Below are 26,663 nucleotides of genomic sequence, written 5' to 3'. Positions count from 1 at the left end.
TCATCTGAAGATTATTAAATACTCGCCGATTGGAATTTGGTGCCAGATTTGACGCCAACCCGAATCTTGCTATCGCCTTCGATAACTTGTTTTGTGCGAGTGCCTTTTTGGGTTTTCTCGTCCCACAGCAGCACGTTAGAAATGTGGACCGTGCCTTCACGCTCCACGATGCCGCCCTGCGGGTTCTTTTGATTGGGCTTGGTGTGGCGCTTGACCATGTTCACCTTCTCGACGACGACGCGATCGCCTTCGAGCTTGAGCACCTTGCCGCGCTTGCCTTTGTCTTTGCCGGTCGTGACCACGACGGTGTCACCTTTGCGAATATGCGCCATTACAGCACCTCCGGTGCGAGCGAGATGATTTTCATAAAACGCTTATTGCGCAACTCGCGCGCAACTGGCCCAAAGATACGTGTGCCGATCGGCTCGTTTTCCTTGTTGATCAGCACGGCCGAGTTGCCGTCAAACTTGATGAAGGTGCCGTCGGGACGCGCCATTTCACGAGCGGTACGGACGATGACCGCGCGCGCCGTGTCGCCCTTCTTAACCTTGGAGCCAGCAATGGCTTCACGGATCGAGACGATGATCACATCGCCGATCGACGCGTATCGACGTCGGCTGCCTCCGAGAACTTTTACGCAAAATACTTTCTTGGCGCCGCTGTTGTCAGCGACATCCAATACAGAGGTCATTTGAATCATGACAACACCTCATTCGACGCCTTGACGGTGCGAAGGACACGCCAGCGTTTGGTCTTGCTATAAGGTCGGGCCTCGATGATCTCAACGAGATCACCGACGTTCGACTTGTTGTGCTCGTCATGCGCCTTGTACTTGACCCGGCGTGTCACGAACTTGTGAAAACGCCGGTCGCGGACGCGACGAATCACGGTGACGACCACGGTTTTGTCCATGGCGTTGGAGCTCACCGTACCTTGAATGGTGCGGCGGGTGCCTTGTATTTGTTCTTGCTCGCTCATGGTCATAACTCTTACTTTTGACCTTGTTGTTCAAGGCCGATTTGGCGACCGTGCAGGATAGTATTGATGCGAGCGATTTCGCGTCGCTTGGAACGCACCAGCGCCGACGAAGTCACCTGGTTGGTATAGGTACCAAGCTTGAGGCGAAACAGCTCATCGGTCGTCCGGCCACGGGCCAAGAGCAGCTCGCTCTTTGGAAGATCGCGAAGGGTGGCGATTGAATCTTTCGTTTTGCTCATAATACGGCCTCGCGTGCAACGAGCTGAGTTTTAATTGGCAGCTTGTGATGGGCGCGGTGAAAGGCTTCCTCGGCCAATTCTTTCGAAACCCCTTCAACTTCAAAGATCACGCGACCTGGCTTAACCACGGCCACCCAATACTCGGTGTTGCCTTTACCGGCACCCATTCGAACTTCGGCTGGCTTCTTGGTGATCGGCTTGTCGGGAAACACGCGGATGTACATCTTGCCGATCTTTTTGATCGACCGACTAATGGCAATACGCGCGGCCTCGATCTGGCGGGCCGTGACCCATCCAGGCTCAAGCACTTGCAGCCCGAAGTCGCCGAACGAAACTTCGGTCCCGCCCTTAGCGGCGGTGGTCATCCGACCCTTGTGCTGCTTACGAAATTTTGATCGTTTTGGTGACAACATGACTTACGCCCCAACCTTGCGGGCTTGACCGCGCGAGGTCAGCACCTCGCCGTGGAAGACCCACGCTTTGACGCCAATGATGCCGTATGTGGTGTGGGCCTCGGCAAAGCCATACTCGATGTCTGCGCGCAGCGTATGAAGCGGGACGCGACCTTCGCGGTACCACTCGCGGCGACACATCTCGGCGCCACCAAGGCGGCCGGACGATGCGACGCGAATACCCTTGGCACCGAACTTCATGCCGGTCTGGATGGCTTTTTTCATCGCGCGGCGAAAGGCAATGCGGCGCTCGAGCTGCGTAGCGATGTTTTCCGCCACGAGCTGCGCGTTGGTTTCGGCCTTGCGAACTTCGATGATGTTGAGGAACACTTCGTTTTCTGTAAGCGCCTGAACTTCTTTTTTGAGAACTTCCACGCCAGCGCCACGCTTGCCGATAACAATCCCAGGGCGGGCCGTGTGGATGTTAATCTTGCACTTGCTAGCCGCGCGCTCGATTTCGATAAAGCTGACGCCCGCGTTGTTAAGCTTCTTCTTGATAAAAGCCTTCAACTTGAGGTCTTCGTGCAACCACTTTGAGTACTGCTTTTCGCCGTACCAGCGGGAGGACCACGTCTTGATGATTCCGAGCCGGAATCCCGTAGGATGTGTTTTCTGACCCATGACTATGCCTTCTCGCTTACGACCACCGTAAGGTGGCTGGTTCGATGTTGAATACGATTGGCGCGCCCCATCGAGCGCGGCATGAAGCGGCGGACAATTGGCCCGCCATCAATTTGAATCGTTTGGATTTTAAGGTCTTCAACGCTCACCTTGCCGCCCGACTGGTCTTCGGCGTTGTGGGCGGCTGACTTGATGGCCTTGGAGATATGCTGCGCCGCTTTTTTGGGCATGAGATCGAGCATGCCAACGGCCTGCTCAACGTCTTTACCGCGCACGAGGTTAGCGACGACGCGCATCTTGCGCGGCGACATCGATATACCTCTTACGAATGATTTGGCTTCCATGATGGTCTTTTCCAGTGTGCCCACGGTTACGTTGCCTTGAGAGACGTTGGCTACGTATTGGCGGGCGGGTTAGCTATCAGACAACTGCGCTGAGTGCAAGGTCGGCTATTTCTTCTTTTCGCCGCCGTGCCCAGTGTAGGTCCGGGTTGGTGAAAACTCGCCCAGCTTGTGACCGACCATGTTCTCAGAAACAAAGACGGGGATGAACTTACGGCCGTTGTGGACGGCAAACGTAATCCCTACCATATCCGGGGTAATCGTGCTGCGACGCGAATACGTCGTAATGACCCGCTTCGCCGGATTGGTTTCCTTGTGTGCAGCGGCGATCTTTTTGATAAGAAAGTGCTGAACGTACGGGCCTTTTTTAATACTGCGTGGCATGCTGGCGCTCCAATATTCCTATTATATTCAATACGTTACTTGCGACGACGAACGATGAACTGATCGGTCCGCTTGTTGTGGCGCGTTTTGTAGCCCTTGGTTGGCTTGCCCCATGGCGTACATGGATGACGTCCGCCAGACGAACGACCTTCACCACCACCCATTGGGTGGTCAACTGGGTTCATGGAAACGCCGCGTTGATGCGGACGTTGGCCCAACCAGCGTTTGCGGCCGGCCTTGCCCCACTCTATGTTGGCATGCTCCGTATTGCCGATGGCGCCAATCGACGCCCGACAATCAATATGGACTCGTCGCATTTCGCCCGATGGGAGGCGGATGGTCGCCCATTCGCCTTCTTTGGCCATGAGCACGATGCGGGCGCCTGCGGAACGACCCATTTGAGCGGGACCGCCAACCTTGAGAGACACGCAATGAATTTCCGTACCGACTGGGATGAAGCGCAGCGGCAACGAGTTACCAGGCTTAATGTCAGCTGAGTTTGCCGACACGACCTGATCGCCGACGGACAGTTTCTGTGGTGCCAAGATGTAGGCCATGTCGCCGTCGCCGATATACTGAATCAGCGCGATGCGCGCGGTGCGGTTTGGATCGTACTCGATCGCAACTACCTTGGCGGGCACGCCGGTCTTGTTGCGCCGGAAGTCAATGACGCGATACTGCTGCTTGTGGCCGCCACCGCGAAATCGCGAGGTGATGCGGCCGTGATTGTTGCGGCCACCCGAGGAGGTCTTCTTTTCGACCAGCTTGGCTTCGGGCTTGGATTTGGTGATGTCGCCAAAGTCTTGCGAAGACATGCCCCGGCGGCCGGGTGACGTTGGCTTGTATTTTTGGATCGCCATGGTCGTTAGACTCCCTCAAAAAATTCAATGGACTCGCCGGCCTTCAATGTGACGACCGCCTTTTTTTGCGAAGGCTGACGTCCCGCAAATCGGCCGACGCGCTTCTCTTTGCCACGCGTGATCAACGTATGAACATTAGTAACGGTGACGTTGAACAGTGACTGAATCGCCTGGCGAATCTCGATCTTGTTGGCGTCGCGCGCCACTTCAAACACGAATTTCTGGCGAAACGCTTCGCCTTCGGCCGGCGCCGTGGCCGCGCCGCCGGTTTCGCGCAAGCGCGCGCTCTTCTCGGTCAGCAGAGGGCGTTTAATGATTAGTTGGGCTGCACGCATGATTGCACTACTCGGCGCCGAGCGCCGCCTCCAGATTTTTCATCGCTTCGCTGGTCATAATGAGCGTGTCGTGGCGAAGGATGTCGTAGACATTGATCCCGTCGACGGAGAGCCACTTGGCACCCTCGAGGTTGCGCGCGCCGCGCGCGAGCATATCGTTGTCGCCTTGATCGACAATGAGCGCCTTGCGGTCAGCGCCGAGCTTGGCGAGCGCGGTGGCGACTTCTTTGGTTTTACCGGCGGTCTCGAACTTATCGAGCACGATCAACTTCTTTTCATTGGCGCGCAAGGAGAGCGCGGAGCACAAGGCGAGGCGCTTGGCCTTCTTGGGCATCTTGTACTCGTAGCTGCGCGGCTTCGGCCCGAACACGCTACCGCCGCCGACGAATTGCGGCGCCTGGAAGCTACCTTGTCGCGCCTGGCCGGTGCCTTTTTGCTTGTAAGGCTTGATCGACGAACCGCGGACTTCACTCATTCGCTTGGTGGAGTGCGTGCCCGAACGTCGCTTGGCAAGTTGCCATTTGACAACTTCCCACAGCAGGTGCTCGTTAATCTCAGCGGCAAAAACAGCGTCGCTCAAGTTGATTGAGCCAACCTTCTGTCCTGCGATATTTTTCACATCAATCGTCGCCATAATAATTCTCCGCTCTATCCCGGGCTGCTACTTGATCGCTACGTCCACGCCTGCCGACAGGTCGAGCTTCATCAGCGCATCGAGCGTGGCTTGCGTTGGCTCGAGGATGTCGATCAGTCGCATATGCGTGCGAATCTCGAATTGCTCGCGCGATTTCTTATCGGTGTGAGGCGACCGCAGCACGCAATACTTGTTGATTTTCGTTGGCAAGGGGATCGGCCCCGCGACGCGTGCGCTGGTACGCAAGGCGGTATCAACAATCTCCTTGGTCGACTGATCAAGCAGTTTATGATCGTAGGCTTTAAGGCGAATTCGAATGCGTGGCGTGCTCATATTGTTAACTTCCGTCTGGTTGCGTCGATTTCCACAATTAGGTGCTGTGGGGGCGGGAAACTAGCCCAGATTTGCCGGTGGTTGAAATAGGTTGGTACTCTTTAAATTCCATTAAAAATGAGGCTCTACCCCGGGTTTTGGACCGTAACTCGGTCGCATAACCGAGCATGGATGCCAGGGGCACCACGCAGGCGACGGTCTGTACACCAGTCTGTGAGGAGATTCCAGTGATCTTTCCACGTCTCGCGTACAAATCGCCGATCACATCTCCGACGGCATCATCGGGTGTTTCGACCAGCACCGACATGACCGGTTCGATGACTGTTGGGCCGGCCGCCAGGACGGCCTCCTGGCAGGCCTGATACGCCGCCTGGCGGAACGCGGCCGGGGCGGAGTCAACTGGATGGCTGCTGCCGCCAACCAGCCGCACCACCAGGTCAGTTACTAGGTGGCCTGCCAGCACGCCTCGGTCCAGCGCGTCGTGGATGCCTTCCTCTATGGCTGGCAAAAATGCTCTTGGCACAACAGAAAACTGAATATCGTTCACAAAAGTGAACCCACCGCCCCTCCGTGCGGGCTCGACGGCCAGCACAACATGGCCAAACTGTCCGACCGGCCCAACCTGACGGACAATTGATCGCTCCGCCGTCGCGGCCTGGGTAATCGTCTCGCGAAAGGCGACCCGCGGTCGGCTTACGCGCACGTTTAGGCCAAACTCGCGCCGCAGTCGTTCGCTGGCAATTTCCAGGTGCAACTCGCCCATGCCAGAGACGAGCGGCAGCGAGGTTTCTTGATCGATGGCCACGCGAATCGACGGATCCTCCGCGGCTAGCTTCTCAAGCGCCATTACCAACCTCGGCATGTCCGCCCCCGCCGCTGGTTCCATGACCACCTCAATAACTGACTGTGGGACGGCGATTCGATCGAGCAGGATCAGGTGATTTGGATCGCACAACGTATCACCCGTTGAGGCGACATCTTCGCCCACGAGCGCGCCAATTGACCCCGCGCGAATTTCACTGATGGCCTCGCGACGATTGGCGTGCATTTGCACCAGCGCCGCGACCTTAAAGCTGGCGTCGCGGTCAGCGTTGCGCACGGTATCGCCTTTGCGCAGGACGCCGCCGTAAACCCTCACGTAGGCGATGCGTTCATCGGGTAGGTTGGCAACCTTAAAAACCACGGCTGCCAGCGGCGCCTCTGGGGTTGCCGCGCATTGGACAAACTCGCCCGTGGTCGGGACGATGGCTGACACGGTGGCGCGCTCGCTTGGATCTGGCAGGTATTCGACCACGGCGTCGAGCAGATTGTGAATGCCCTGATTGCGGAGCGCCGCTCCAAACACCACCGGCACCCAAGGCGCCGCAGCGTTGCGCGCCGGATTGCGCGATGGAGCGAGTGGGCGTCAACCAAGCCGGCAATGTACGTCTCAAAGAATTGGTCGTCGATTTCGCTGAGCGTCTCGCAAAGCTGCTCGCGCCCCGAGGTCGATGCCTCGATGAGTTCAACGGGCACGGGGCCATCGACAAAGCGCATGCCCTTGGAGCCTTGATCCCAACTTCGATAGGTCAACGTGATGAGGTCGACGACGCCTAAAAATGACGTGCCGGCGTAGTGCGGCAATTGCAGCACGATCAGGCGGGCGCGTAAGCGCTCGCGCAACGAGGCGACCGCAAGCGCGGTGTCCTCGACGCGATCGCATTTATTGACAAAGACGATGCGCGGCAGCTCGTACCGATCGGCCTGCCGCCAAACCGTCTCGGTTTGCGGCTCGACGCCTCGCCGAGCGTCGATCACGACAACGGCGCCATCGAGGACGCGCAGCGAACGCTCGACCTCGAACGTAAAATCGACGTGGCCTGGCGTATCGATAAGGTTGATCGCGGCATTGCGCCAAGGAAAGGTCGTGCAGGCCGAGGTGATGCTGATGCCACGCTCTTGCTCGAGCGCCATCCAATCGGTAAAGGCCGAGCCTTCGTGAACCTCGCCCATCCGCTCGATCACGCCGCCATAAAAAAGCACTCGCTCGGTCGTCGTGGTTTTCCCAGCGTCAATGTGCGCGAGAATGCCGATATTGCGGATGGCACCGATTGGCTGCATGGTGGGTCGCTCGGTGGTTCGGCATGCGCCGCCTGCCGAGCCTCAAATGTAGGGGGCCAACGCGCCTGGCTAACTACCAGCGGTAGTGAGCAAACGCCTTGTTCGAATCAGCCATCTTGTGGACGTCTTCGCGACGCTTCACGGCTTCGCCGCGATTTTGCGCGGCGTCGACAATTTCGCTGGCGAGCCGCTCAACCATGGTTTTCTCGTTGCGCTTGCGCGCGAAAATGACGAGCCAACGCATGCCGAGGGCCGTCGAACGATCTGGGCGAACGTCGATGGGCACCTGGTAGGTCGAGCCACCGACGCGACGCGACTTGACTTCGACGCGCGGGCGTACGTTGCCGAGGGCTCGCTCCCACACCTTGACGGGGTCGTCTTTGGCGCGTTCCGCGACTAGATCGAGGGCGCGGTAGACAATTTGCTCCGCGGTCGACTTCTTGCCGTCAGACATGACGACGTTGATAAACTTGGTAATGCGGCGGCGCAAATCCATCGGCGAATCCGTAAATTTTGGATCCGGGAGAACGCGGCGTTTGGGAACTTCACCTTTACGTGGCATGGCAACCTCTCTACTCTGCGATTACTTGGCGACTTTAGGGCGCTTAGTCCCGTACTTGGAACGGCTTTGTTTACGGTTCGGCACGCCGGTGGTGTCGGCCGTGCCGCGAATGATGTGGTAGCGAACGCCCGGCAGGTCCTTAACCCGGCCACCGCGAATCAACACCACCGAGTGCTCTTGCAAGTTGTGACCTTCGCCGGGGATGTAGGACGTAACTTCCATCCGGTTGCTAAGGCGAACGCGGGCGACCTTGCGCAGGGCCGAATTCGGCTTTTTAGGCGTCGTCGTATAGACACGGGTGCAAACGCCGCGCTTTTGCGGGCATGATTTCAGTGCGGGCGAGGCCGTCTTCTCGGCGATTTTTTGGCGGCCCTTGCGAACAAGTTGATTAATGGTTGGCATGTCGTTTCGCGTTTCCTTGAGTTCCCGTGGGAGGCGCATTCTAGGGAGATGACGTCGTTAGTCAAGCGAGACCCGCATAAACGCGTTCAGCTAGGCGACGATCCCAATCGGACACATCTTAACTTATTGAAATTATTGCACTAATGAGACCATCGTTCTTCATGGTCTTCGTCTTCATACCCGTGCGATAGCAGGAAGTGATAAACGACATCGCGACCGTCTTCGGCCTCGGCGATGCACTCAAACGTCCACTCGCCCTCAGCCTCTTCAGACGGCTCCACCTGCACGTAAGCGACGACGGCAGGAACAATGATCAGCTCGCCGACAAGGTCTTTGGCAACGGCGAGCTGAAGGATAAACGTGTTTTCTTCGTCAGCAACGACGTTCCAATGAAATTCATCGTGATCAAACAAAACCGAATCACCCGTACCTGCGCGACGGATGCAGTTGGTATGGCGTTGCAGCCATCCCCAAAACTTGTCGAACGTCATGGTCGTCGCGACCTTCGTCAGCTTTGAGGACGCTTGGCTCATGGCCGCGAACCTATAGGTTTAGCCTTGTAATCGCCACCCAGGTCGACGACTTATTTAGCCGCCTTAGGCTAGTAGCTGCCCGTCCACGAAATCCCGATAAGATCGCTCTCGATGACGGGCACTACGCTTGGCGCGATGGCGCTGCTGGACGGCTCGGGCTGCGCGTGGTCCTTGAAATAGAGCAACGAGGCGATGCCGACGGTTGCGACCGCGACGCCGCCGCTTACCAAGCCCCATTGGCGAAAGCGGTCGCGCTTGGTCCGATGGTCTTCGTAGGCCGCGGCTTGCGGCAACGTAAGGCCAACCGTTTCGCTCGTACGATGCAGCGTATCGGCGCGATCGTCGTGATAGAGCGCTAACGCGGCCAAGACACCTCCACCCACCGCGACGGCGCCGCTGGTCCAAAACAGCCCCTTCGCCCATCGGCGCTTGGTCGAGACGGAGAGCGGCTGGCTTGCATCGACAAGCTCATCGCGCGCAACGTTGAGCTCAAGCACGCGCGGATTTCGGCCAGGGCGTGACAGCACCACGACGTGTGATCCCGCGGCCATGAGCGCTACCCCGCTAGGCGTCTCGGTGCGACGTCCATCAATCTTAACTACAAGCCCGCTCGTCTTGGGCACGGTCAGCCTCGCGGGCATCGCGCGCAACAGCACCTCCTTGGTGGTTAACGCGCCCTCAAGGGCCACAACTTTTTCGGTCTGCGAAAAATACCCATCGGCCAGCACCTCCACATCATATGAGCCGGGTGCCACCACCTTAGTCAAGGGCGAGGGATACAACGCGCCGTCCCACTTGATCTTCGCGTCGGCGGCGGTCGCGTACACGACCACCGTGGTTCGCTTCTCCTCGCTCGGGCGCTGACGTTGTGCAGGCGTCATGACCGAGACGATCGGCTCGAGCTCGCCAAGCCACTGGGTGGCATCTGGCACTCGTGCGCCCGTCTTTACTTCGTCGACGTATTGACGATAGAGCATCGCTGCGGCCGCCGCGCGCCAGGCGACCTTGTCTTGATAGTACTGCAGCCTGAATGCCTGGGCGAGCGAGAACCGAATTGCGGGGAGCGGCAGCAACGCGTACGACTCTTCGAAGGCTTGCGCCGCGACGGTGTAGTCGCCGATCTCGAAGGCCTTTTGGCCGGCGCGAAATTTTTGCTCTGAGGCGGCGCGCTGGTCGGCGAGGGCGGGCGTGGCTGACCACTGCAGCAACCACGCTATTATCAGCAACCCGGCGTTTACTCGCATACGTCTCCGCTCAGCTCACCGGTCGCGCACGCGCGATCGGCTTGGGTTATGGTTTTTTGCAGCAGCACCCACACGCGCTTGGTAGAGTCCACGACGACCAAGTCTGCCACCCCATTGCCGTCGATGTCGCCTGCGCGCATGCGGCTTTGCGTGTCAAAGCCAACGCTTGGCAGTTGCAGGAGCGTTACCGGATCAGTTGCGGCACCTCCGACATAGCCATAGATGCCCGCGGCGCAAACGACCGCGAGATCCATGGGCGGCTTGGCATCAATATCGATGGCAGTTGCGTCAAAACACGGCGCGATGTCGCCGCCACCGATGACGACACCTTGGTCGTCGTTGGCGCTGACAAATTGGGCGCCCCACCAAACTAAGCGATATGCCGGCCCCCCTCCGGTCGCGCCTCCCGGTAAGAAGAACGTGCCGACGACACCGGCAAAGGTACCGGCATATTCCGTCGCCGTCAGGCGAAGCGGCCTGCCATAGTACTCGGAGGTTTCATAAGAAACGAAGGCGGGTGCATCCACGCTGTAGCTTGCGCCGCCTGGAGGGATTGTGAGGCTCATCTGGACGAGGTCTTGGTGTGCCGCCGCGCCGGGCGTATTCGCGGCTTCGGGGTCGGCATCGATACCAACTAGCTTGTCGCTGCCGTCGCCCGCCGCGGCAGTCCAGTTTGCCTCTTCAACGCCAAAGTTGCCCAGGTCGACATCTCCTAGGTCGACGGGGAGCGCGGCGGAAAGCCCCCCACCTCCCTGCCCCGCCGCTAGAAATGGCTTGGCGACTTTAGCTTGACCTTCGGCGTCTGGAGAGTCGTCTGCATCAGCAGCGATCAGCAGGACATCGGCGTAGCGCTCGTTGGTCGCTACGCCAACGAAATCGCCAACGACCGCCCGCGTAACGGCGCGCACTTTAAAGGGAGTGGGCACCGGCACAGGTTGGTCCCCATTTTCGTTTTCGGTCATTTCGCTCATCACCATCACCGGCGCCGACATAAACCTCGTCGCGCCGCCTTGGAAAATATAGAGTGACGCCTCTGGAGTGGTACCTTCTCGGCGACCGGCAACGACCAATTCGGCTGCACCGTCAATGAGCCCGCCCGCCGGCGAGACTCCTAGCACCGCGGCGTCAAGCGAGATAATCTCCGCAAACGAGGCTAGAAACTGCGGCGTGCTCCACGTGGTCCCATCACCGTAGGCCGCGAAAACCTCGGCGCCAAGGCCGTCGGCCGCACGCTCAACGTACGCCAGATCGTCGAGCCCATCGCCGTCGAAATCGGCGACCACGAAGTGGGTCACGACATCGCGCGTGTCCACGACGTCGTAGACAAAGGTGCCTGGCAGGCTGGGGTTACTGCGCATGACTTCAATATCGTCATCGTCAGTAATGCGGCCTAGGTAGTCATTTACGCCATCATGGTTAAAATCATACGCTAGACTTTGCGCCCAATCGCCAGACCCGAGCGTCACCCGATCCGTCTGAATCAAATCTGGTGAGTCACAGGAGCTGGTGTCAAAGCGAAACAACTCATGCTTGCGGAGGGCCAAGACCGTCAGTTTCGGCCACCACTTTGCCTCGCATTCTCCGGTATAGAAGATTTGGAGGTCATCAAACTCGCAGCGGCTTAACGCATCCCCTTGGCCCGCAGGCGTGCAGAATGCCTCGCCGTCGGGCGACAGCAATTCTCTAAAAAAGTCGGTGACGAGGGTACCTCCGGGCAATGGACCGTTCGAATCGACGCTGCAGGACTTGGCGTTTGGATCAAGGTCTGCAAGGGAAACCGTGGCTAGCCCAAGGCGAGGCGGGCCTGCATCTTCGACAAATATGCTCGTCACGCCGAGCCATCGCTCACATGCGGGGGGCAAATTTAGTTCAGCGGTATCGATTTGATAGGTCGTCGGTCGGCTGGTAAGGCGAAGCGTGGCCGATGTGGATAGCAAGTCTAAGCCACGAACCGGCGCCAGCGTGCGCAGCTCAACGGAATGACTTAGGCCGGCGCGCTTCACTAAGAAAATGCTCTTCTCAGCAACGCTGGTCACACCCGGCGTATCTTCAGAGGTACACGCTGGATTTTCGTCGAGAGTTTGACGAAATAACGTAAACGCCACGTCTTGTTCGATGGTGTTCGCACCATTGGTGATTAACTTGGCCGCCCGCGTCGAGAAGCAATCTGGTCGTTGAGTTCTTGAAAACGGCACCGTCGCATGGAGTGCTTCTTCTCGCGGCGCGGCAACGGTTGACGCCGACAGCAGCTCGTCTTCAAATCGAATCTGATAGAGCTGGCGACTCGGCACATCACCCACAGACGCTAGCGCGTACACAGGTGCCGGCTGCGCGAGTTCGCCGTAAGCAAATGGCGATGGCGCTAAGCTGCTCGCGCCGCCATCTGCACCCGCCTTAGCCGCAAAGACATGCAAACCGCTGCTCGACGCTACCAGCAGGTCGGCGAACTCGTCGTTGTCGATGTTGGCGACCACGACGCGACCGATCGGAGAGACAAAGGATTCATCGCGCGAGATGAGTTCAGTCGCTGAGTTCTCGGCGAAGCGAATGTTGCTACGGATTTCGATGCTGTTGTTATCGTAGAGCACCAGCTCCGACCGGTAATCGCCAAAGACGTTGGCCACCTCGAACTCGGCATCTGACGAAAGCAATTCAAAGGGGGCAAAGCTTCCGGACGGTGCCGCGCAGAAACCGTTGCCCTCACTATCGGTTACGACACATGCCAGCGCGGTCTCGGCTGGACATGACCGTTCATCGCCGCTGGCTACGCTACACCTAAGCAAGCACGTGGCATTGCACTCCTCGCTTGAGGCCTGCAGCCGCCCTGGATCGCACTGCTCACCTCGATCCACCACGCCGTTGCCGCACGTCCCGTCGACAACCAGCGGCGGCAGCGACGTGCACGCGGCACTCAATGCCAACGTTGAAATCACCAATCTAGAGAAAGACTTAACTAGCAACCAAGTCGCGTCGTGCATCGCGTCAAGTGTGCCACGTTTGCCTCCTCGGTCAAGTTGACGGCGTGCGCAGCGTTACCCTACATGTAAGCTTTAAGCTGTTCGGCTTAGTTAAAACGGATCTTCAGTCGAATTCAAAGTTGGCTTACTCGTAGCCGGTTTTTCTTCTAGCGTTGCTGCCGCACTCCCGCGCGGCTTTGGCTTTTTCACTGCGGTCCCACGCGAAGATGACTTTCCGTCCTCAGGGACTTCCGTGAGCGGTGCACCCGCTGTCGCGGGCACGGTGACGCTGGGCTCGGGTACAGCAGCGGCAGCCGGTTTGACCGGCACGGGCGGGATGGCAGCGACTGGCGGAGGCGCCGCATCCGCGAGACTCGCATCTGCTGCGACTTGTGGTGGCGCGCTCGCTGCGGCAGCCGCGTCGGGTTGCAACTCGTCGGGCGGCGCAGTCGACTCAGACATTAACATCCACGCCGCCACCGCCCCCGCGACCAGCACCGCCCCACCAGCAAGCGCAAGCCACAGCGAGCGCCGCGAGGCTCGCGCTGGCAAGGTCCCAAGCGCAGGGCTAAAAGGAGCCCCCGACGCCATAGTCGCGCCGTGTGCCAATTGCGACGTGGCGGCGCGCGGCATCGCCTCGGTGATTCTCGAACCCTTGAGTTGCTCCATCGCAACGCGCAGGCTTGGAGGTCGATCGGCCGCCTGCTTCTGCAACAGCCAACCGATGACCTCTTCAGGGGTACCCGCCAAATCGGGCCGCACTGCGCGCAGAGGTGGTACCGGGTCGGAAATATGTTTCATCAAAATGGCGAGATAGTCCTCGCCGTCAAATGGCACGCGCCCGGTTAATAGCCGGTACAGCATCACCCCAAAGCTATAAAAGTCGGTGCGATGATCGACATCGCGACCACGGCATTGCTCGGGTGACATGTAGTCTGGCGTGCCGATGGGCGCACCGGTCTGGGTCTTGTGCATGGCAGCGTCGTTGCCGAGCAGCTTGGCGATGCCAAAATCGAGCAGTTTGGGGAAAACCTGCCCCTCGTCGCGCACGAGCAAAATATTTTCCGGCTTGATATCGCGATGGGCGATGCCGACGGCGTGGGCAGCATCGAGCGCGCGTGCAATGGGGCCGACGATCGCGATCACTTCGGCCAGGGGAAGCGGCCCTACCCTCGTGGCGTAGGCCTCAAGCGACTCACCGTCGAGAAACTCCATCACATAGTACACGCGGCCATCCGGCAGCGTGCCGAACGAAAAAATGTCGATAATGTTGCGATTGCGAATCTGGTTGACGGCGCGGGCCTCGGCGATAAAGCGCGAGACCATTTCCTCTTGCACCGAGAAGTGATGCGCCAACACCTTGATCGCAACTAGCTTGCCGATCAGCGGGTGCGTCGCCTTGTACACGCTGCCAAAGCCCCCCTCGCCGATCTTCTTTTCGATGACAAACTCGCCGACCGCCATGCCCGCGGCGAGGTCGGCTGGCGAGCGCGTCAGTTCTCGTGTCGTCATGGGCCCCTCCAGGCTGCCGCACTTTCGGTGATTCGGCAACAATCGCTCCCCGATCAACCACGACCGGGGCCGAAGTTAGATGGAAACCCTTGCCGCGCGGCTTAGGCGCGCAGGCTCGGCGACTAGATCACGGGGCCTTAGGAGACGTTCGAGCCCATGCCGAACCCGTTTTCGGTCGCCGGCTCGCGGTCCGAATGTTGTACCTCCACGGTGAGGGTGCGATACGCCCCTAGCCCGGTGCCAGCTGGGATCAACCGTCCCATAATGACGTTTTCCTTAAGGCCGCGCAGGTAGTCGGTGCGACCGTTGATGGACGCCTCGGTAAGCACCTTGGTCGTTTCTTGGAACGAGGAGGCCGAAATAAACGACTCGGTCGACAGCGACGCCTTGGTGATGCCAAGCAGCAACGGATCGCCTTTCGCAGGCTGACCGCCGGCGACGATAACGCGCTCATTTTCGGCTTCAAAGATGTGCTTCTCAACCTGCTCGTCGACCAAAAATGTCGTATCGCCCGGATCGGTCACCTGCACGCGGCGCAACATCTGGCGAACGATTGACTCGATGTGCTTGTCGTTGATGCGCACGCCTTGCAGGCGATAAACTTCCTGGATTTCGTCGACTAGGTACTTGGCCAACGCACGCTCGCCGAGCACCCGCAAAATGTCATGTGGATTCGCTGGGCCGTCCATCAAGGCTTCGCCCGCACGCACGCGATCGCTCTCGCGAATGGCCAAGTGCTTGCCCTTAGGAATCAGGTATTCAGCTGGGTCACCAACATCTGGGACAATGATGACCTTGCGCTTGCCCTTGGTGTCCTTGCCAAACTGGACGACACCATCGATTTCCGAAATGACCGCATGGTCCTTTGGCTTGCGGGCCTCGAACAGCTCCGCCACGCGAGGCAGACCACCGGTAATATCCTTGGTCTTGGTTGTCTCCCGTGGAATCTTTGCGATCACGTCGCCGGCCTCGACCGAGTCGCCGTCGTTGACATTGATGTTCGCGCCAACCGGGAGGTAGTAGCGAGCATCGTTGTCAGAGCTTGGCAAGCGCAGCGCGGTGCCGGTTGGCCCGTGAATGCTGATGCGTGGCCGGTAGTCAGCGTCCTTGGATTCGGTGACGGTTTTCCGTGAAAGCCCCGTCACTTCATCGAGCGTCTCCTGCATCGTCACGCCATCGACGATATCGCCATAGTTGATGACGCCCGTGACTTCCGTGACGATTGGCATCGAGAACGGATCCCATTCGGCCAGCAGCTGGCCCGCCTTAACTTTATGGCCATCGGCGACCAGCAACTTGGCGCCGTATTGCAGCCCATAACGTTCTTTTTCGCGGCCCAGATCATCGAGGATGGTGAGCTCACTTTGGCGATTCATGACCACCCAGTGGTCGCGGCGAGCCACCACATGCAAGCCGTGAAACTTAATGGTGCCTTCGTTGCGGGATTCGAGCGACGATTGCTCGGTGCGCACCTGGCCAACGCCACCGATGTGGAACGTCCGCATCGTGAGCTGCGTGCCCGGCTCGCCGATCGACTGCGCGGCGATGACGCCAACCGCCTCGCCAATATTGACCATCTGGCCTCGCGCCAGATCGCGGCCATAGCAAAGCGTGCAGATGCCGCGACGCGACTCGCACGTAAGCACCGAGCGAATCGTAACGCGGTCGATGCCTGAGTTTTCAATCAGGAGCACCGACTCTTCGTTGATTTCGGCGCCAGCGGCGACGAGCACTTCGCCGGTATAAGGGTCGACAATTGGGTCGAGCGCAACTCGACCCAAGATGCGGTCGCCCAAGCGTTCGATGATTTCGCCACCTTCAATCAGCGGCAACATGTCGACGCCTTGGCGGGTGCCGCAGTCGTATTCGGACACGATGGTGTCTTGCGAGACGTCGACCAGACGGCGCGTCAGGTAACCCGAGTTCGCCGTCTTGAGTGCCGTATCCGCGAGGCCCTTGCGTGCGCCGTGCGTTGAGATGAAGTACTGCAACACCGTCAACCCCTCGCGGAAGTTGGTGGTAATCGGCGTTTCGATAATTTCGCCCGACGGCTTGGCCATGAGACCGCGCATCCCGGCGAGCTGCCGCATTTGCTGTTGCGAACCCCGTGCGCCCGAGTCGGCCATAATGAAGATCGAGTTGAACGATGGGGAGATCCGGGTTTCGCCCGACTTGACGTCGGTGAACTCCTCGGTGGAAATCTCCTTCATCATGTCCTTGGCAATCGACTCGGCAACTTGCGCCCAGATGTCGACGACCTTGTTGTAGCGCTCGCCGTCGGTGATGAGGCCTTCGGTGTACTGCTCCTCGATCTCGGCGACTTCTTTTTTGGCTTCATCGAGCAGGGTTTCCTTGCTCGGCGGAATCACCATGTTATCGAGGCAGATCGAGATGCCGGCGCGCGTCGCATAGGCATAGCCCATCGAGCGCAGGGCATCGGCGAGCAGCACGGTGTCTTTCTGACCGCACTCGCGATAGACGGTGTCGATGAGCTCGGCGAGTTGCTTCTTGCCCATCACGCGATTCACCGCGGAAAATGGGATCTTGTCCGGCACAATTTCAAACAAGAGTGCGCGGCCAACCGTTGAGGTGACCAGCTCGCCATCCATGCGCAGCTTGATGCCTGCTTGCAGGTGAACCTCGCCATGGTCGTATGCCCGGCGCACCTCGTCGACCGACGAGTAGACGCCGATTAAGCCATTCTTGCCGGCCACCGACTCGCGAAAGTCGCCTTGCGCAAATGGACGCTCGCGCGTCATGTAGTACAGGCCGAGCACGATGTCTTGCGACGGCACGATGATCGGCTTGCCGTTGGCGGGCGAGAGGATGTTGTTGGTGCTCATCATGAGCACGCGCGCTTCCATTTGCGCTTCGATCGAAAGCGGCACGTGGACGGCCATCTGATCGCCGTCGAAGTCGGCGTTAAACGCGGTACACACCAGCGGATGCAGCTGAATCGCCTTGCCTTCGGTAAGGACCGGCTCGAAAGCTTGGATGCCTAAGCGGTGCAGCGTCGGCGCGCGGTTGAGCATGACCGGATGCTCTTTGATGACCTCTTCGAGGATGTCCCAAACTTCGGGACGCTCTTTCTCGACGAGCTTCTTGGCGCTCTTGATGGTCGCCACGAGGCCGCGCTGCTCAAGCTTGTTATAGATAAACGGCGTGAAGAGTTCGAGCGCCATTTTCTTGGGCAGCCCGCACTGGTGCAACTTGAGTTAAGGCCCGACCACGATGACCGAACGGCCCGAATAGTCGACGCGCTTGCCGAGCAGGTTTTGCCGGAAGCGGCCTTGCTTGCCCTTGAGCATGTCCGACAGCGACTTCAGCGGGCGCTTGTTGGGGCCGGTAATCGTCTTGCCGCGGCGGCCGTTGTCGAACAAGGCGTCGACGGCTTCTTGCAGCATGCGCTTTTCGTTGCGGATGATGATGTCTGGCGCGTTGAGTTCTTGCAGGCGCTTGAGACGATTATTTCGGTTAATGACCCGGCGATACAGGTCGTTGAGATCCGACGTGGCGAAGCGGCCGCCATCGAGCGGAACCAGCGGGCGCAGATCCGGTGGAATCACCGGAATCACGGTCAGCATCATCCACTCCGGGCGATTGCCGGATTCGCGAAAGGCCTCGACGACCTTTAGGCGCTTGGCGGTTTTCTTGCGCTTGGCATCCGAGGTCTGGTCGCGCATTTCGTTGCGCAAGGTTTCGGCAAGCTGAAGGATGTCTAGCTCTTTGAGGAGCTCAAGCACCGCCTCGGCGCCAATGCCGGCGGTAAAGCCGTCAAGGCCAAGCTCTTCGATCAGTTTTTCGTAGCGTTCAAGCGTGAGCAGCTCGCACTTCGCCAGGCCCGACTGCTTCGGGTCGATGACGATATACGAATCCGAGTACAAGACCTTCTCGAGGTCCTTGAGCGGGATATCGAGCAAGTTGCCGATGCGGCTCGGCAGTGACTTCAGAAACCAGATATGCGCAACGGGCGTGGCAAGGGTGATATGCCCCATGCGTTCGCGCCGTACTTTTGACTGAATCACTTCGACGCCGCAGCGCTCGCAGACCACGCCGCGGTGCTTGTTGCGCTTGTACTTGCCGCAATCGCATTCATAGTCCTTGACCGGTCCAAAGATCTTGCTGGCAAAGAGGCCGTCGCGCTCGGGCTTAAAGGTGCGGTAGTTGATCGTCTCAGGCTTCTTCACTTCGCCATGCGACCATTCGCGAATCTTCTCTGGCGAAGACAGCATGATGCGCATCGCGCTAAACGAACGTGGGTCGCGTGGTTTTTCGAGAAAGTTAAATAGGTCTTTCACTGTCGTTGCTCCAATTGGAAATCATCGTTGGGTGATAAGGAGAGCCGCGCCTGGCCTTAGCCGTTGGCGCTGCCCACTTTCTCGGCCACTTCCCGAGCTAGCTGCGCGAGACCTGCCGGGACGCCAGGACCGCTGGCGTCCATGCGTCGAGGCATTGCGGGATTTTCCACAAGCTCGACGTTGAGACACAGCGCCTGCAGCTCCTTGAGCAAGACGTTAAACGACTCCAGGCAAGCCCGCCTCGAGCATGTGATCGCCCTTGACGATCGACTCATACATGCGCGTGCGACCCGCTACGTCATCTGACTTCACGGTGAGGAATTCTTGCAGCGCATAGGCTGCGCCGTAAGCTTCCATCGCCCAAACTTCCATTTCGCCGAGGCGCTGGCCACCGAACTGCGCCTTGCCACCCAGCGGTTGCTGCGTGACCAGGGAGTACGGCCCAATGCTCCGGGCGTGGATCTTGTCGTCAACCAAGTGATGCAGCTTGAGCATGTACATCACGCCCACCGTTACGTTGTTGGCGAAGGCGTCGCCGCTCTTGCCGTCGACAAGCTTGGATTGGCCATGGGTTGCAAGGCCCGCCATCTTCAGCGCAGCCTTGATTTCATTTTCATGCGCGCCGTCGAAGACGGGCGTTGCCAAGTGGACGCCGTTGCGCACCTTAGAGGCAAAATGGCCGACTTCGTCGTCCTTGAGGCGATCGATAAAGGCCACCATGTCCGCCGCCGGGAACAGCTTTTTCATCTTTTCGCGCAACACCGACGCTGACCACGCGGTCTGCAGGTATTGATCGATCTGATTGCCGAGCTGCTTGGCTGCCCACCCAAGGTGGACCTCCAAAATCTGCCCGATGTTCATCCGAGACGGCACGCCAAGCGGATTGAGCACGATGTCGACGGGGGTGCCGTCTTCTAGATATGGCATGTCTTCTTCAGGCAGGAGGCGCGAAACCACGCCCTTATTGCCGTGACGGCCGGCCATCTTGTCACCGACCGAGAGCTTCCTCTTGATCGCGAGATAGACCTTCACTAACTTGATGACGCCAGGAGGCAGCTCGTCGCCTCGCGACAGCTTCTCGATCTTCTCGCCATACACGGCTTCGATCGCATTGATGTCTTCCTCGCGTTTTTGCGCCAGGGCCTCCAACTGCGTTTCGACCTTGCCGTTGCCTTCGAGTTGGAACTCATGCCAATAGCGCGCCGGCACCTCCGACAGCACGGCGGCGGTGAGGCTTTCACCTTTGTTGACCAGAACCTTGCCCTTGTCATCAACCAAGCGCTGGGCGGTGGTCTTGCCGGTGAGCAGCTCTTTCATGCGCGCGAAATATGAATCCGAGATGATCTTGATCTCGTCGCGCTTATTGAGCATCAGGCGCTCTGATTCGGCATCTTCGATATCCTTGGCGCGGTCATCCTTGTCGGTGCCCTTGCGTGCGAACACGCGAGCGCCGATCACGACACCCGAAACACCTGGCGGCACGCGCAACGAAGAGTCGCGCACGTCGCCGGCTTTTTCGCCAAAGATAGCGCGCAAGAGGCGCTCTTCAGGCGACAGCGAGGTCTCGCCTTTGGGCGTGATCTTGCCGACCAAAATATCATTGGCCTTCACTTCAGCGCCGATGCGGACGATGCCCGATTCGTCGAGTTCTTTGAGGGCCTCATCGCCAGCGCTTGGAATATCGCGCGTGATTTCCTCTTTGCCGAGCTTGGTGTCGCGTGCGACGCACTCATACTCCTCGATGTGGATCGAAGTGAAGACGTCGTTCTTGACCAGCTTCTCGTTGATGAGAATGGAGTCTTCGTAGTTGTAGCCACCCCACGGCATAAAGGCCACGACCACGTTTTGGCCGAGGGCCAATTCGCCGGCTTCCGTTGCCGCGCCATCGGCGAGCACGTCGCCGACCTTGACGACGTCGCCGGTCTTAACGATTGGTCGCTGATTGAGGCAGGTGTTTTGGTTGCTGCGTTGAAACTTAACCAAGTTATAGATGTCTGGCTTAGCCCCGAGCACATCTTGCGATTTGCCGGTCGCTCGCACCACGATGCGATTGCCGTCGACCAATTCGACGATGCCATCGCGCTTGGCAATCACGGTCACGCCGGAGTCGCGCGCGACAATGCCTTCCATGCCAGTGCCAATGAGTGGCGCCGAGGTACGCACCAACGGCACAGCCTGACGCTGCATGTTGGAACCCATGAGGGCGCGATTGGCGTCGTCGTGCTCGAGAAACGGAATCAAGGACGCGGCAACCGAGACCAGCTGGTTGGGCGAAACGTCCATCAGCGTGATGTCTTCGGCTTGGTCATGACCACGTCCGAGCCCTTACGAGCCGGGACGAGGTCGCCAATGAGCGTGCCGTCTTTGATGTCGGCGTTGGCTTGCGCGATGAGCCGGCCTTCTTCTTGAAGTGCCGAGTAAAACTGCACGTTGTCCGTGACGTTCGCCTCCGTCACCGTGCGGTACGGGGTTTCAATAAAGCCGTACTCATTGACGCGCGCAAAGGTAGACAGCGAGGCAATAAGGCCGATGTTTGGCCCTTCCGGCGTTTCAATCGGACAAATCCGGCCGTAGTGCGTTGGGTGCACGTCGCGGACTTCGAAGCCGGCACGCTCACGCGTCAGACCGCCTGGCCCAAGCGCGGAGAGGCGGCGCTTGTGCGTCACTTCCGACAGCGGGTTGGTCTGGTCCATAAACTGCGACAGCTGCGAACTACCAAAGTATTCTTTCACCACGGCCGCGACCGGCTTGGCATTGATGAGATCGTGCGGCGTCAGCGTTTCGATGTCTTGCGACGCCGTCATGCGCTCTTTGATCGCGCCCTTCATGCGCGAGAGGCCTATGCGATACTGATTTTCCATCAGCTCGCCAACCGCGCGAACGCGGCGATTGCCCAAGTGATCGATGTCGTCCTTGACGCCACGCCCGTTGCGCAGCTCGATGAGATAGCGCACCGTCTCGAGAATGTCGCGATTGGTCAGGGTCGTGTTCTCGATCGATTCGTCGAGCTTGAACTTGTAGTTCAGCTTGAGGCGCCCGACGCGCGAGAGGTCATAGCGCTCGGCGTTGAAGAACAGCTTCTGAAACAAGTCCTGCGCGGACTCGAGCGTTGGGTTGTCGCCTGGCCGCAGGCGACGATAGATTTCCATGAGCGCTTCTTCGGGGCCTTGCAGCTTGTCGGCAAGCAAGGTGTTGCGCAGATACGGCCCGACGTTGAGGTTGTCGATAAAGAGAACTTCGACCTTTTCGATGCCGCGATCGCGCAGCGCCTCGACCTTGGTCTCGGTCAGGTCTTCGTTGCATTGCAACAAGACTTCGCCGGTGGACTCGTCGATGACGTCACGTGCGGAGACCTTGCCAACCACCTCGTCGAGGTCCATCGGCAGTCGCTCGACCTTGGAGTCTTGCAGCTTGCGGATCGCGCCCTTGGTGAACTTGCGGTTCTTCTTGACCAAGACTTCTTTGGTGGTCGGATGCTTGACGTCGCGCGTGGCGCGCTGGCCGATCAGCAACTCATAGTTAACTTCGCGTGAGAACTTCTTGCCCGCCTCGAAGTGCACGAACTCGGTCGCGTAGAACGTATTGAGCAGCTCTTCGGTGGTGTAGCCAAGCGCACGCAACAGCACGGTGGCGTAGAGCTTGCGGCGGCGGTCGATGCGAGCAAACAACAAGTCCTTGTGATCGAATTCAAAGTCGAGCCATGATCCGCGGTACGGGATGATGCGCGCCGAATAGAGCAGCTTGCCCGAGGAATGGGTCTTGCCCTTGTCGTCGTCAAAAAACACGCCCGGCGAACGGTGCAGCTGCGCAACAATAACGCGCTCGGTGCCGTTGATGATGAAGGTGCCGCTGTCGGTCATTAGCGGGATTTCGCCGAAGTAGACGTCGTTTTCGTTTACTTCGCGAATCGAACGCTCGCGGGTCTCCTCGTTGACGTCCCACACCAGAAGGCGAATCATCACCTTGACCGGCGCCGCATAGGTCATGCCGCGTGCGCGACACTCGTCGACATCATACTTGGGCTTTTCAAGGGTGTAAGAAACGAACTCGAGCGAGGCGGTTTCCGAGAAATCTTTGATCGGGAAGACGCTCTTGAAGACGGCCTGAAGGCCAATGTCTTCGCGCTCTTCCGAGGTCATATCGATTTGCAAAAACTTGTCGTATGACTTTTTTTGAATGTCGATGAGATTTGGAATCTCAATCGCATGCTTAAGTTTGGCAAAGCTCTTTCTTACGCGAAAGTTGTCTTGGATGACCGACGCCATATGTTGTTTTCCCCTAGGGCAGTAGCGAACGAAAATGGTCCATACCAAGGGCCGCCGCGGTCACCGATAACCGCCGAGGAGACTTGGAGTAGGCAGAAGAGTCGGGCGTATAGCACAACCCGGGCCAATGTAGTTAGATCTGGCTATGCAAGAATGCGTGCCAAAAAAAAAGCTAGCCAAACTGGCTAGCTCTACGCTGAATTTAACTCAAACTACTTCAGTTCAACGGTTGCGCCAGCATCCTTGAGCTTCTTGGCGATCTCGTCGGCTTCGGCCTTCGGCACGCCAACCTTGACGTCTTTGGGTGCGCCATCGACGAGGTCTTTGGCGTCCTTGAGACCAAGGCCGGTGATTTCCCGCACAACCTTGATAACGTTAATCGCCGAAGCGCCCTTGTCCTTGAGCACGACCGTAAACTCGGTTTGCGCCTCTGCTGGAGCCGCTGCCGCGGCAGCTGGGCCGGCGACGGCAACTGGAGCAGCCTTAACGCCCCATTTTTCTTCGAGCGACTGGGTCAACGCGACCAGTTCTTTGACGGTGAGATTGCTTAGAAAATCGACTACTTGATCTTGTGAAACTGACATGGTTTTTCTCTTTCCTTTTTGAGGTTGTTCAATTAGTTATTCCGCAGGCGCGGCTGCGGTTTCGGGGGCGACATCTGGGGCTGCAGCTGCTGGTGCTTCGGCGGCGACATCGGCGGCGCCGCCCTCGACGAGCTTGCGCTTTTGAGCATCGATGAGATACGCGAAGGTGCTTGGGGCCGCAAGGAACGTCATGAGCAGGCTTGCGCGCGCATCGTCCTTGGTCGGCAACTTGGAAAGCATTTCGACGCCGGCTTGGTCGAGGACCTGGCCGTCGTAGAAGCCACCCTTGATGACGAACTTGGGATGGTCCTTGGCCCATTTGAGAGCCAATTTCGCCGGCATTTGGGGCGTGTCATTGCTCCAGATGACCGCGGTTGGGCCCTTGAGGAGGGTCGTCATGCCTTCCATCTCGGAGCCCTTAACGGCAATTTTCACCAACGAATTTTTGAGCACGCGAAACGAGCAGCCGTTTTTGCGAAACTCGGCGCGCATGTCGGTAACCGTCGGCACGTCGACGCCGTGGTTCTCTGCCAACACGACGCTGACCACGTTGCCAAATGCTTCTTTGATTTCGCCTAGTACTTGTTCTTTTTGTCCGCGATCCATAATTTCCTTCCTAGAAGCACAAAACCCCCGGCCAAATCAAAAGGCCGAGGGCGACGCGCATCAGACTGCGCGGTCCCTCTACCTCCACAGGACGCTTCGGGCCGAGGCCGCCTATTTCTTTGGTAGAGTTAGTATGTCGTTCTAGCTGGTGCTAATTCACTATTCCTCGGTGATGAATGACGACGCTTCTACCTTGATTCCAGGACCATGGGTAGTCGAAATAACGACAGACTTCATGTACGTGCCCTTGGCCGTCGCGGGCTTGAGCTTTTGAAGGGTCGTCAGGAGCGCAAACAAGTTATCGGTTAGCTTGGCGCCGCCGAATGAGGCACGGCCAATTGGGGTTTGAATGATACCGGCTTTTTCGACCTTGAACTCGATCCGGCCGGCCTTGAGCTCGGTAACTGCTTTTGCAACGTCGGCGGTGACGGTGCCGACTTTCGGGTTTGGCATCAGGCCTTTGGGACCAAGGACGCGGCCGATCTTACCAATCGAGACCATCATGTCTGGCGTCGCGACGAGGGTGTCGAAGCCAAACCAGTTTTCGTCTTTGATCTTGTTGATGTATTCGTCATTGCCGGCGAAATCAGCGCCCGCATCGAGCGCCTCTTTGACTTTTTCGCCTTTGCAAATAACCAAAACAACCTTGGTTTTTCCGGTGCCATGCGGGAGCACGACTGAACCGCGGACCATCTGGTCGGCGTATTTTGGATTGACGCCAAGACGCACCGAGGCGTCGACGGTTTCATCCCATTTGGACGAGATCTTGGTTTTCTCGATCAGCGCGCAGGCCTCGGCGAGCGAGTGCTTCTTGCTGCGGTCCCAACCTTCGATTGCTTTTTTGTACTTCTTGCCAGCCATTGTCTTTTTCCTCTGCGAGGCCTGGTAAAGCGCCTAGCGACGAACATTCGCGCATCGGCTCCCAGGATGGTTCGCTATGAGATATTTTTTTACTTGTCGGTGCCTTAATCGATGACGTCGACGCCCATTGAGCGCGCGGTGCCCATGACGGAACGCATGGCAGCCTGCAGGTCATTGGTGTTGAGGTCCTGGAGCTTGATCTCGGCGATCTCTTGGACTTGCTTCTTGCTGATCTTGCCGACCTTGGTCTTGTTGGGCTCCTTCGAGCCGCTTTCAAGCTTGCACGCCTTTTTGATCAGAATTGACGCCGGCGGCGTCTTGGTGATGAATGTAAATGAGTTATCGGAAAACGCCGTGATGACCACGGGAATGATGGTGTCTCCGAGTGGCGCCGTGCGGGCGTTGAACTCTTTGCAAAACATCATGATGTTTAGCTTGTGCGCGCCGAGCGCCGGACCGACAGGCGGACCAGGCATGGCTTTGCCTGCAGGACACTGGAGCTTGATAAGTGCGGTTACCTTTTTCATGACGTTTTCCTAATGCCCCCTAAAACCAACGTGGGGGCGCCGTTTATGCTTTCTCTACGTGACCAAAGTCAAGCTCAACTGTCGTCGCCCGACTAAACATGGAAACCGATACCCGGAGCTTGGCTTTCTCCGCATTTACTTGCTCGACGGTGCCTGAGAAATTGGCAAACGGGCCTTCTACGACCCGCACGGTTTCGCCAACTTCGAACGAAACCTTGACTTTTTTCGGCACCTTGCCTTCGACCATTGTCGTCTGCAGGCCGGTGATTTCACGCTCTGGCACTGGCGACGGCTTGGTACCACCAAGAAAGCCCGTAACCTTCGGCGTATTTTTGACGAGGTTGAAGGTTCGGTCGTCGAGCAACATTTGGACAAAGATGTAGCCAGGGAAGAACTTGCGGGTTGTGGTGCGCTTTTGCCCCTCGACAACCTTGGAGACGCTCTCCGTTGGCACCAAGATTTGGCCAAAACTTTCCATCAGATTGGCGGTCTTTGCACGGTCCAGCAGGGATAGCCTCGCCCGGTTTTCATGACCGGAATAGGTGTGCACGATGAACCACTTCATCGTCGCGGGCTCAGCAGCCGTGCCTTCCGGAGAAGCGACCGTCGCAGCAGCAGTAGATTCAGATGACTTATTCATATAACCACTTCGTGAGACGACCCCAGCCATAATCCATGGAACCAAGAATGACGGCGGCGATCAACGTTACGACTACGACGACGATTGTTGAAGCGCGCACCTCTTTGCCGGTCGGCCAGGTCACTTTTTTTAGCTCGCCGGCGACGTCGTCACAAAACTTGTACGCTCGCTCGTGGCGGTACAACACGGCCGTGATCACAAGTGTTGCCACGCCTGCCATCACGGTCATTTGGAACTCACTTGGCAGCGGCGCAAACGTGCCCCAGACCCACGCCGTAGTCCATTGCAGCAAATAAAACATCACAATCGCACCGCACAAATACATGAGGTGGACGGGTTTGTTGGGTGCAAGATCTTGTTGGGCCACGATGTTCACTCTTAAATCATTTAGGTTG

24 protein-coding genes and 3 pseudogenes are annotated in these 26,663 nt (G+C 58.3%); all 27 read right to left on the bottom strand.

Annotated elements, in window-relative coordinates; genetic code table 11:
• Window positions 1-14: 14 nt before the first annotated feature.
• A complete protein-coding gene (gene rplX, locus IPL79_02810; protein ID MBK9069925.1) occupies window positions 15-332 on the bottom strand; it encodes a 50S ribosomal protein L24 in 318 nt (105 codons plus the stop codon).
• The gene (gene rplN / locus IPL79_02805) at window positions 332-700 is read right to left on the bottom strand and encodes a 50S ribosomal protein L14 (GenBank protein MBK9069924.1); all 369 of its coding nucleotides are present in this window, start codon (window positions 698-700) and stop codon (window positions 332-334) included. The genes rplX and rplN overlap by 1 nt, the downstream gene beginning before the upstream one ends.
• The gene (gene rpsQ / locus IPL79_02800) at window positions 697-978 is read right to left on the bottom strand and encodes a 30S ribosomal protein S17 (protein MBK9069923.1); all 282 of its coding nucleotides are present in this window, start codon (window positions 976-978) and stop codon (window positions 697-699) included. Before rpsQ ends, rplN begins: the two co-directional genes overlap by 4 nt.
• 11 nt (window positions 979-989) lie before the next feature.
• Window positions 990-1,217: a 50S ribosomal protein L29 gene (rpmC, locus tag IPL79_02795; GenBank protein MBK9069922.1), complete on the bottom strand. Its 228-nt coding sequence runs from the start codon at window positions 1,215-1,217 to the stop codon at window positions 990-992.
• Window positions 1,214-1,630 (bottom strand): 50S ribosomal protein L16, encoded by a 417-nt coding sequence (gene rplP, locus IPL79_02790; protein ID MBK9069921.1) that lies wholly within the window; start codon window positions 1,628-1,630, stop codon window positions 1,214-1,216. Before rplP ends, rpmC begins: the two co-directional genes overlap by 4 nt.
• Before the next feature lie 3 nt (window positions 1,631-1,633).
• Window positions 1,634-2,290, bottom strand: coding sequence for a 30S ribosomal protein S3 (rpsC, locus tag IPL79_02785; protein ID MBK9069920.1), 657 nt, complete (start codon window positions 2,288-2,290; stop codon window positions 1,634-1,636).
• 2 nt (window positions 2,291-2,292) lie between these two features.
• Window positions 2,293-2,634, bottom strand: a complete 342-nt coding sequence (gene rplV, locus IPL79_02780; GenBank protein MBK9069919.1) for a 50S ribosomal protein L22 — start codon at window positions 2,632-2,634, stop codon at window positions 2,293-2,295.
• Between the two features lie 105 nt (window positions 2,635-2,739).
• A complete protein-coding gene (gene rpsS / locus IPL79_02775) occupies window positions 2,740-3,015 on the bottom strand; it encodes a 30S ribosomal protein S19 (GenBank protein ID MBK9069918.1) in 276 nt (91 codons plus the stop codon).
• 35 nt (window positions 3,016-3,050) lie between these two features.
• On the bottom strand, window positions 3,051-3,875 hold the full coding sequence (gene rplB, locus IPL79_02770; GenBank protein MBK9069917.1) for a 50S ribosomal protein L2: 825 nt from the start codon (window positions 3,873-3,875) through the stop codon (window positions 3,051-3,053).
• Window positions 3,876-3,880: 5 nt separating this feature from the next.
• The gene (gene rplW / locus IPL79_02765; protein MBK9069916.1) at window positions 3,881-4,213 is read right to left on the bottom strand and encodes a 50S ribosomal protein L23; all 333 of its coding nucleotides are present in this window, start codon (window positions 4,211-4,213) and stop codon (window positions 3,881-3,883) included.
• A gap of 4 nt (window positions 4,214-4,217) precedes the next feature.
• Complete coding sequence (gene rplD, locus IPL79_02760; protein ID MBK9069915.1) at window positions 4,218-4,844, bottom strand: 50S ribosomal protein L4; 627 nt, start codon at window positions 4,842-4,844, stop codon at window positions 4,218-4,220.
• Window positions 4,845-4,871: 27 nt separating this feature from the next.
• Window positions 4,872-5,177: a 30S ribosomal protein S10 gene (gene rpsJ, locus IPL79_02755; protein MBK9069914.1), complete on the bottom strand. Its 306-nt coding sequence runs from the start codon at window positions 5,175-5,177 to the stop codon at window positions 4,872-4,874.
• A 37-nt stretch (window positions 5,178-5,214) separates the two neighbouring features.
• A pseudogene (fusA, locus tag IPL79_02750) lies at window positions 5,215-7,277 on the bottom strand (elongation factor G).
• Window positions 7,278-7,350: 73 nt separating this feature from the next.
• Complete coding sequence (gene rpsG, locus IPL79_02745; GenBank protein ID MBK9069913.1) at window positions 7,351-7,839, bottom strand: 30S ribosomal protein S7; 489 nt, start codon at window positions 7,837-7,839, stop codon at window positions 7,351-7,353.
• Window positions 7,840-7,860: 21 nt separating this feature from the next.
• The gene (locus IPL79_02740; GenBank protein ID MBK9069912.1) at window positions 7,861-8,241 is read right to left on the bottom strand and encodes a 30S ribosomal protein S12; all 381 of its coding nucleotides are present in this window, start codon (window positions 8,239-8,241) and stop codon (window positions 7,861-7,863) included.
• 140 nt (window positions 8,242-8,381) lie between these two features.
• A complete protein-coding gene (locus IPL79_02735; GenBank protein ID MBK9069911.1) occupies window positions 8,382-8,774 on the bottom strand; it encodes a serine/threonine protein kinase in 393 nt (130 codons plus the stop codon).
• 68 nt (window positions 8,775-8,842) lie between these two features.
• Window positions 8,843-9,982 (bottom strand): hypothetical protein, encoded by a 1,140-nt coding sequence (locus tag IPL79_02730; GenBank protein ID MBK9069910.1) that lies wholly within the window; start codon window positions 9,980-9,982, stop codon window positions 8,843-8,845.
• A gap of 26 nt (window positions 9,983-10,008) precedes the next feature.
• Window positions 10,009-12,939 (bottom strand): hypothetical protein, encoded by a 2,931-nt coding sequence (locus IPL79_02725; protein MBK9069909.1) that lies wholly within the window; start codon window positions 12,937-12,939, stop codon window positions 10,009-10,011.
• 147 nt (window positions 12,940-13,086) lie between these two features.
• Window positions 13,087-14,487: a serine/threonine protein kinase gene (locus tag IPL79_02720; GenBank protein ID MBK9069908.1), complete on the bottom strand. Its 1,401-nt coding sequence runs from the start codon at window positions 14,485-14,487 to the stop codon at window positions 13,087-13,089.
• A gap of 137 nt (window positions 14,488-14,624) precedes the next feature.
• Window positions 14,625-18,785 (bottom strand): annotated as a pseudogene (gene rpoC / locus IPL79_02715) (DNA-directed RNA polymerase subunit beta').
• A gap of 56 nt (window positions 18,786-18,841) precedes the next feature.
• A pseudogene (rpoB, locus tag IPL79_02710) lies at window positions 18,842-23,050 on the bottom strand (DNA-directed RNA polymerase subunit beta).
• A gap of 212 nt (window positions 23,051-23,262) precedes the next feature.
• A complete protein-coding gene (gene rplL / locus IPL79_02705; protein ID MBK9069907.1) occupies window positions 23,263-23,634 on the bottom strand; it encodes a 50S ribosomal protein L7/L12 in 372 nt (123 codons plus the stop codon).
• A gap of 36 nt (window positions 23,635-23,670) precedes the next feature.
• The gene (locus IPL79_02700; protein ID MBK9069906.1) at window positions 23,671-24,240 is read right to left on the bottom strand and encodes a 50S ribosomal protein L10; all 570 of its coding nucleotides are present in this window, start codon (window positions 24,238-24,240) and stop codon (window positions 23,671-23,673) included.
• A gap of 159 nt (window positions 24,241-24,399) precedes the next feature.
• Window positions 24,400-25,101 carry a 50S ribosomal protein L1 gene (locus IPL79_02695; protein MBK9069905.1) on the bottom strand — a complete coding sequence of 234 codons (702 nt, stop codon included), beginning with the start codon at window positions 25,099-25,101 and terminating at the stop codon, window positions 24,400-24,402.
• Window positions 25,102-25,205: 104 nt separating this feature from the next.
• A complete protein-coding gene (gene rplK / locus IPL79_02690; GenBank protein MBK9069904.1) occupies window positions 25,206-25,628 on the bottom strand; it encodes a 50S ribosomal protein L11 in 423 nt (140 codons plus the stop codon).
• Window positions 25,629-25,671: 43 nt separating this feature from the next.
• Window positions 25,672-26,268, bottom strand: a complete 597-nt coding sequence (gene nusG, locus IPL79_02685; protein MBK9069903.1) for a transcription termination/antitermination protein NusG — start codon at window positions 26,266-26,268, stop codon at window positions 25,672-25,674.
• The gene (secE, locus tag IPL79_02680) at window positions 26,261-26,593 is read right to left on the bottom strand and encodes a preprotein translocase subunit SecE (protein MBK9069902.1); all 333 of its coding nucleotides are present in this window, start codon (window positions 26,591-26,593) and stop codon (window positions 26,261-26,263) included. Before secE ends, nusG begins: the two co-directional genes overlap by 8 nt.
• Window positions 26,594-26,663: the final 70 nt, after the last annotated feature.

This window comes from Myxococcales bacterium (genome assembly GCA_016716835.1).
GTDB lineage: Bacteria > Myxococcota_A > Polyangia > Haliangiales > Haliangiaceae > JADJUW01.
This window is presented reverse-complemented; position numbering and strand designations above follow the sequence as displayed.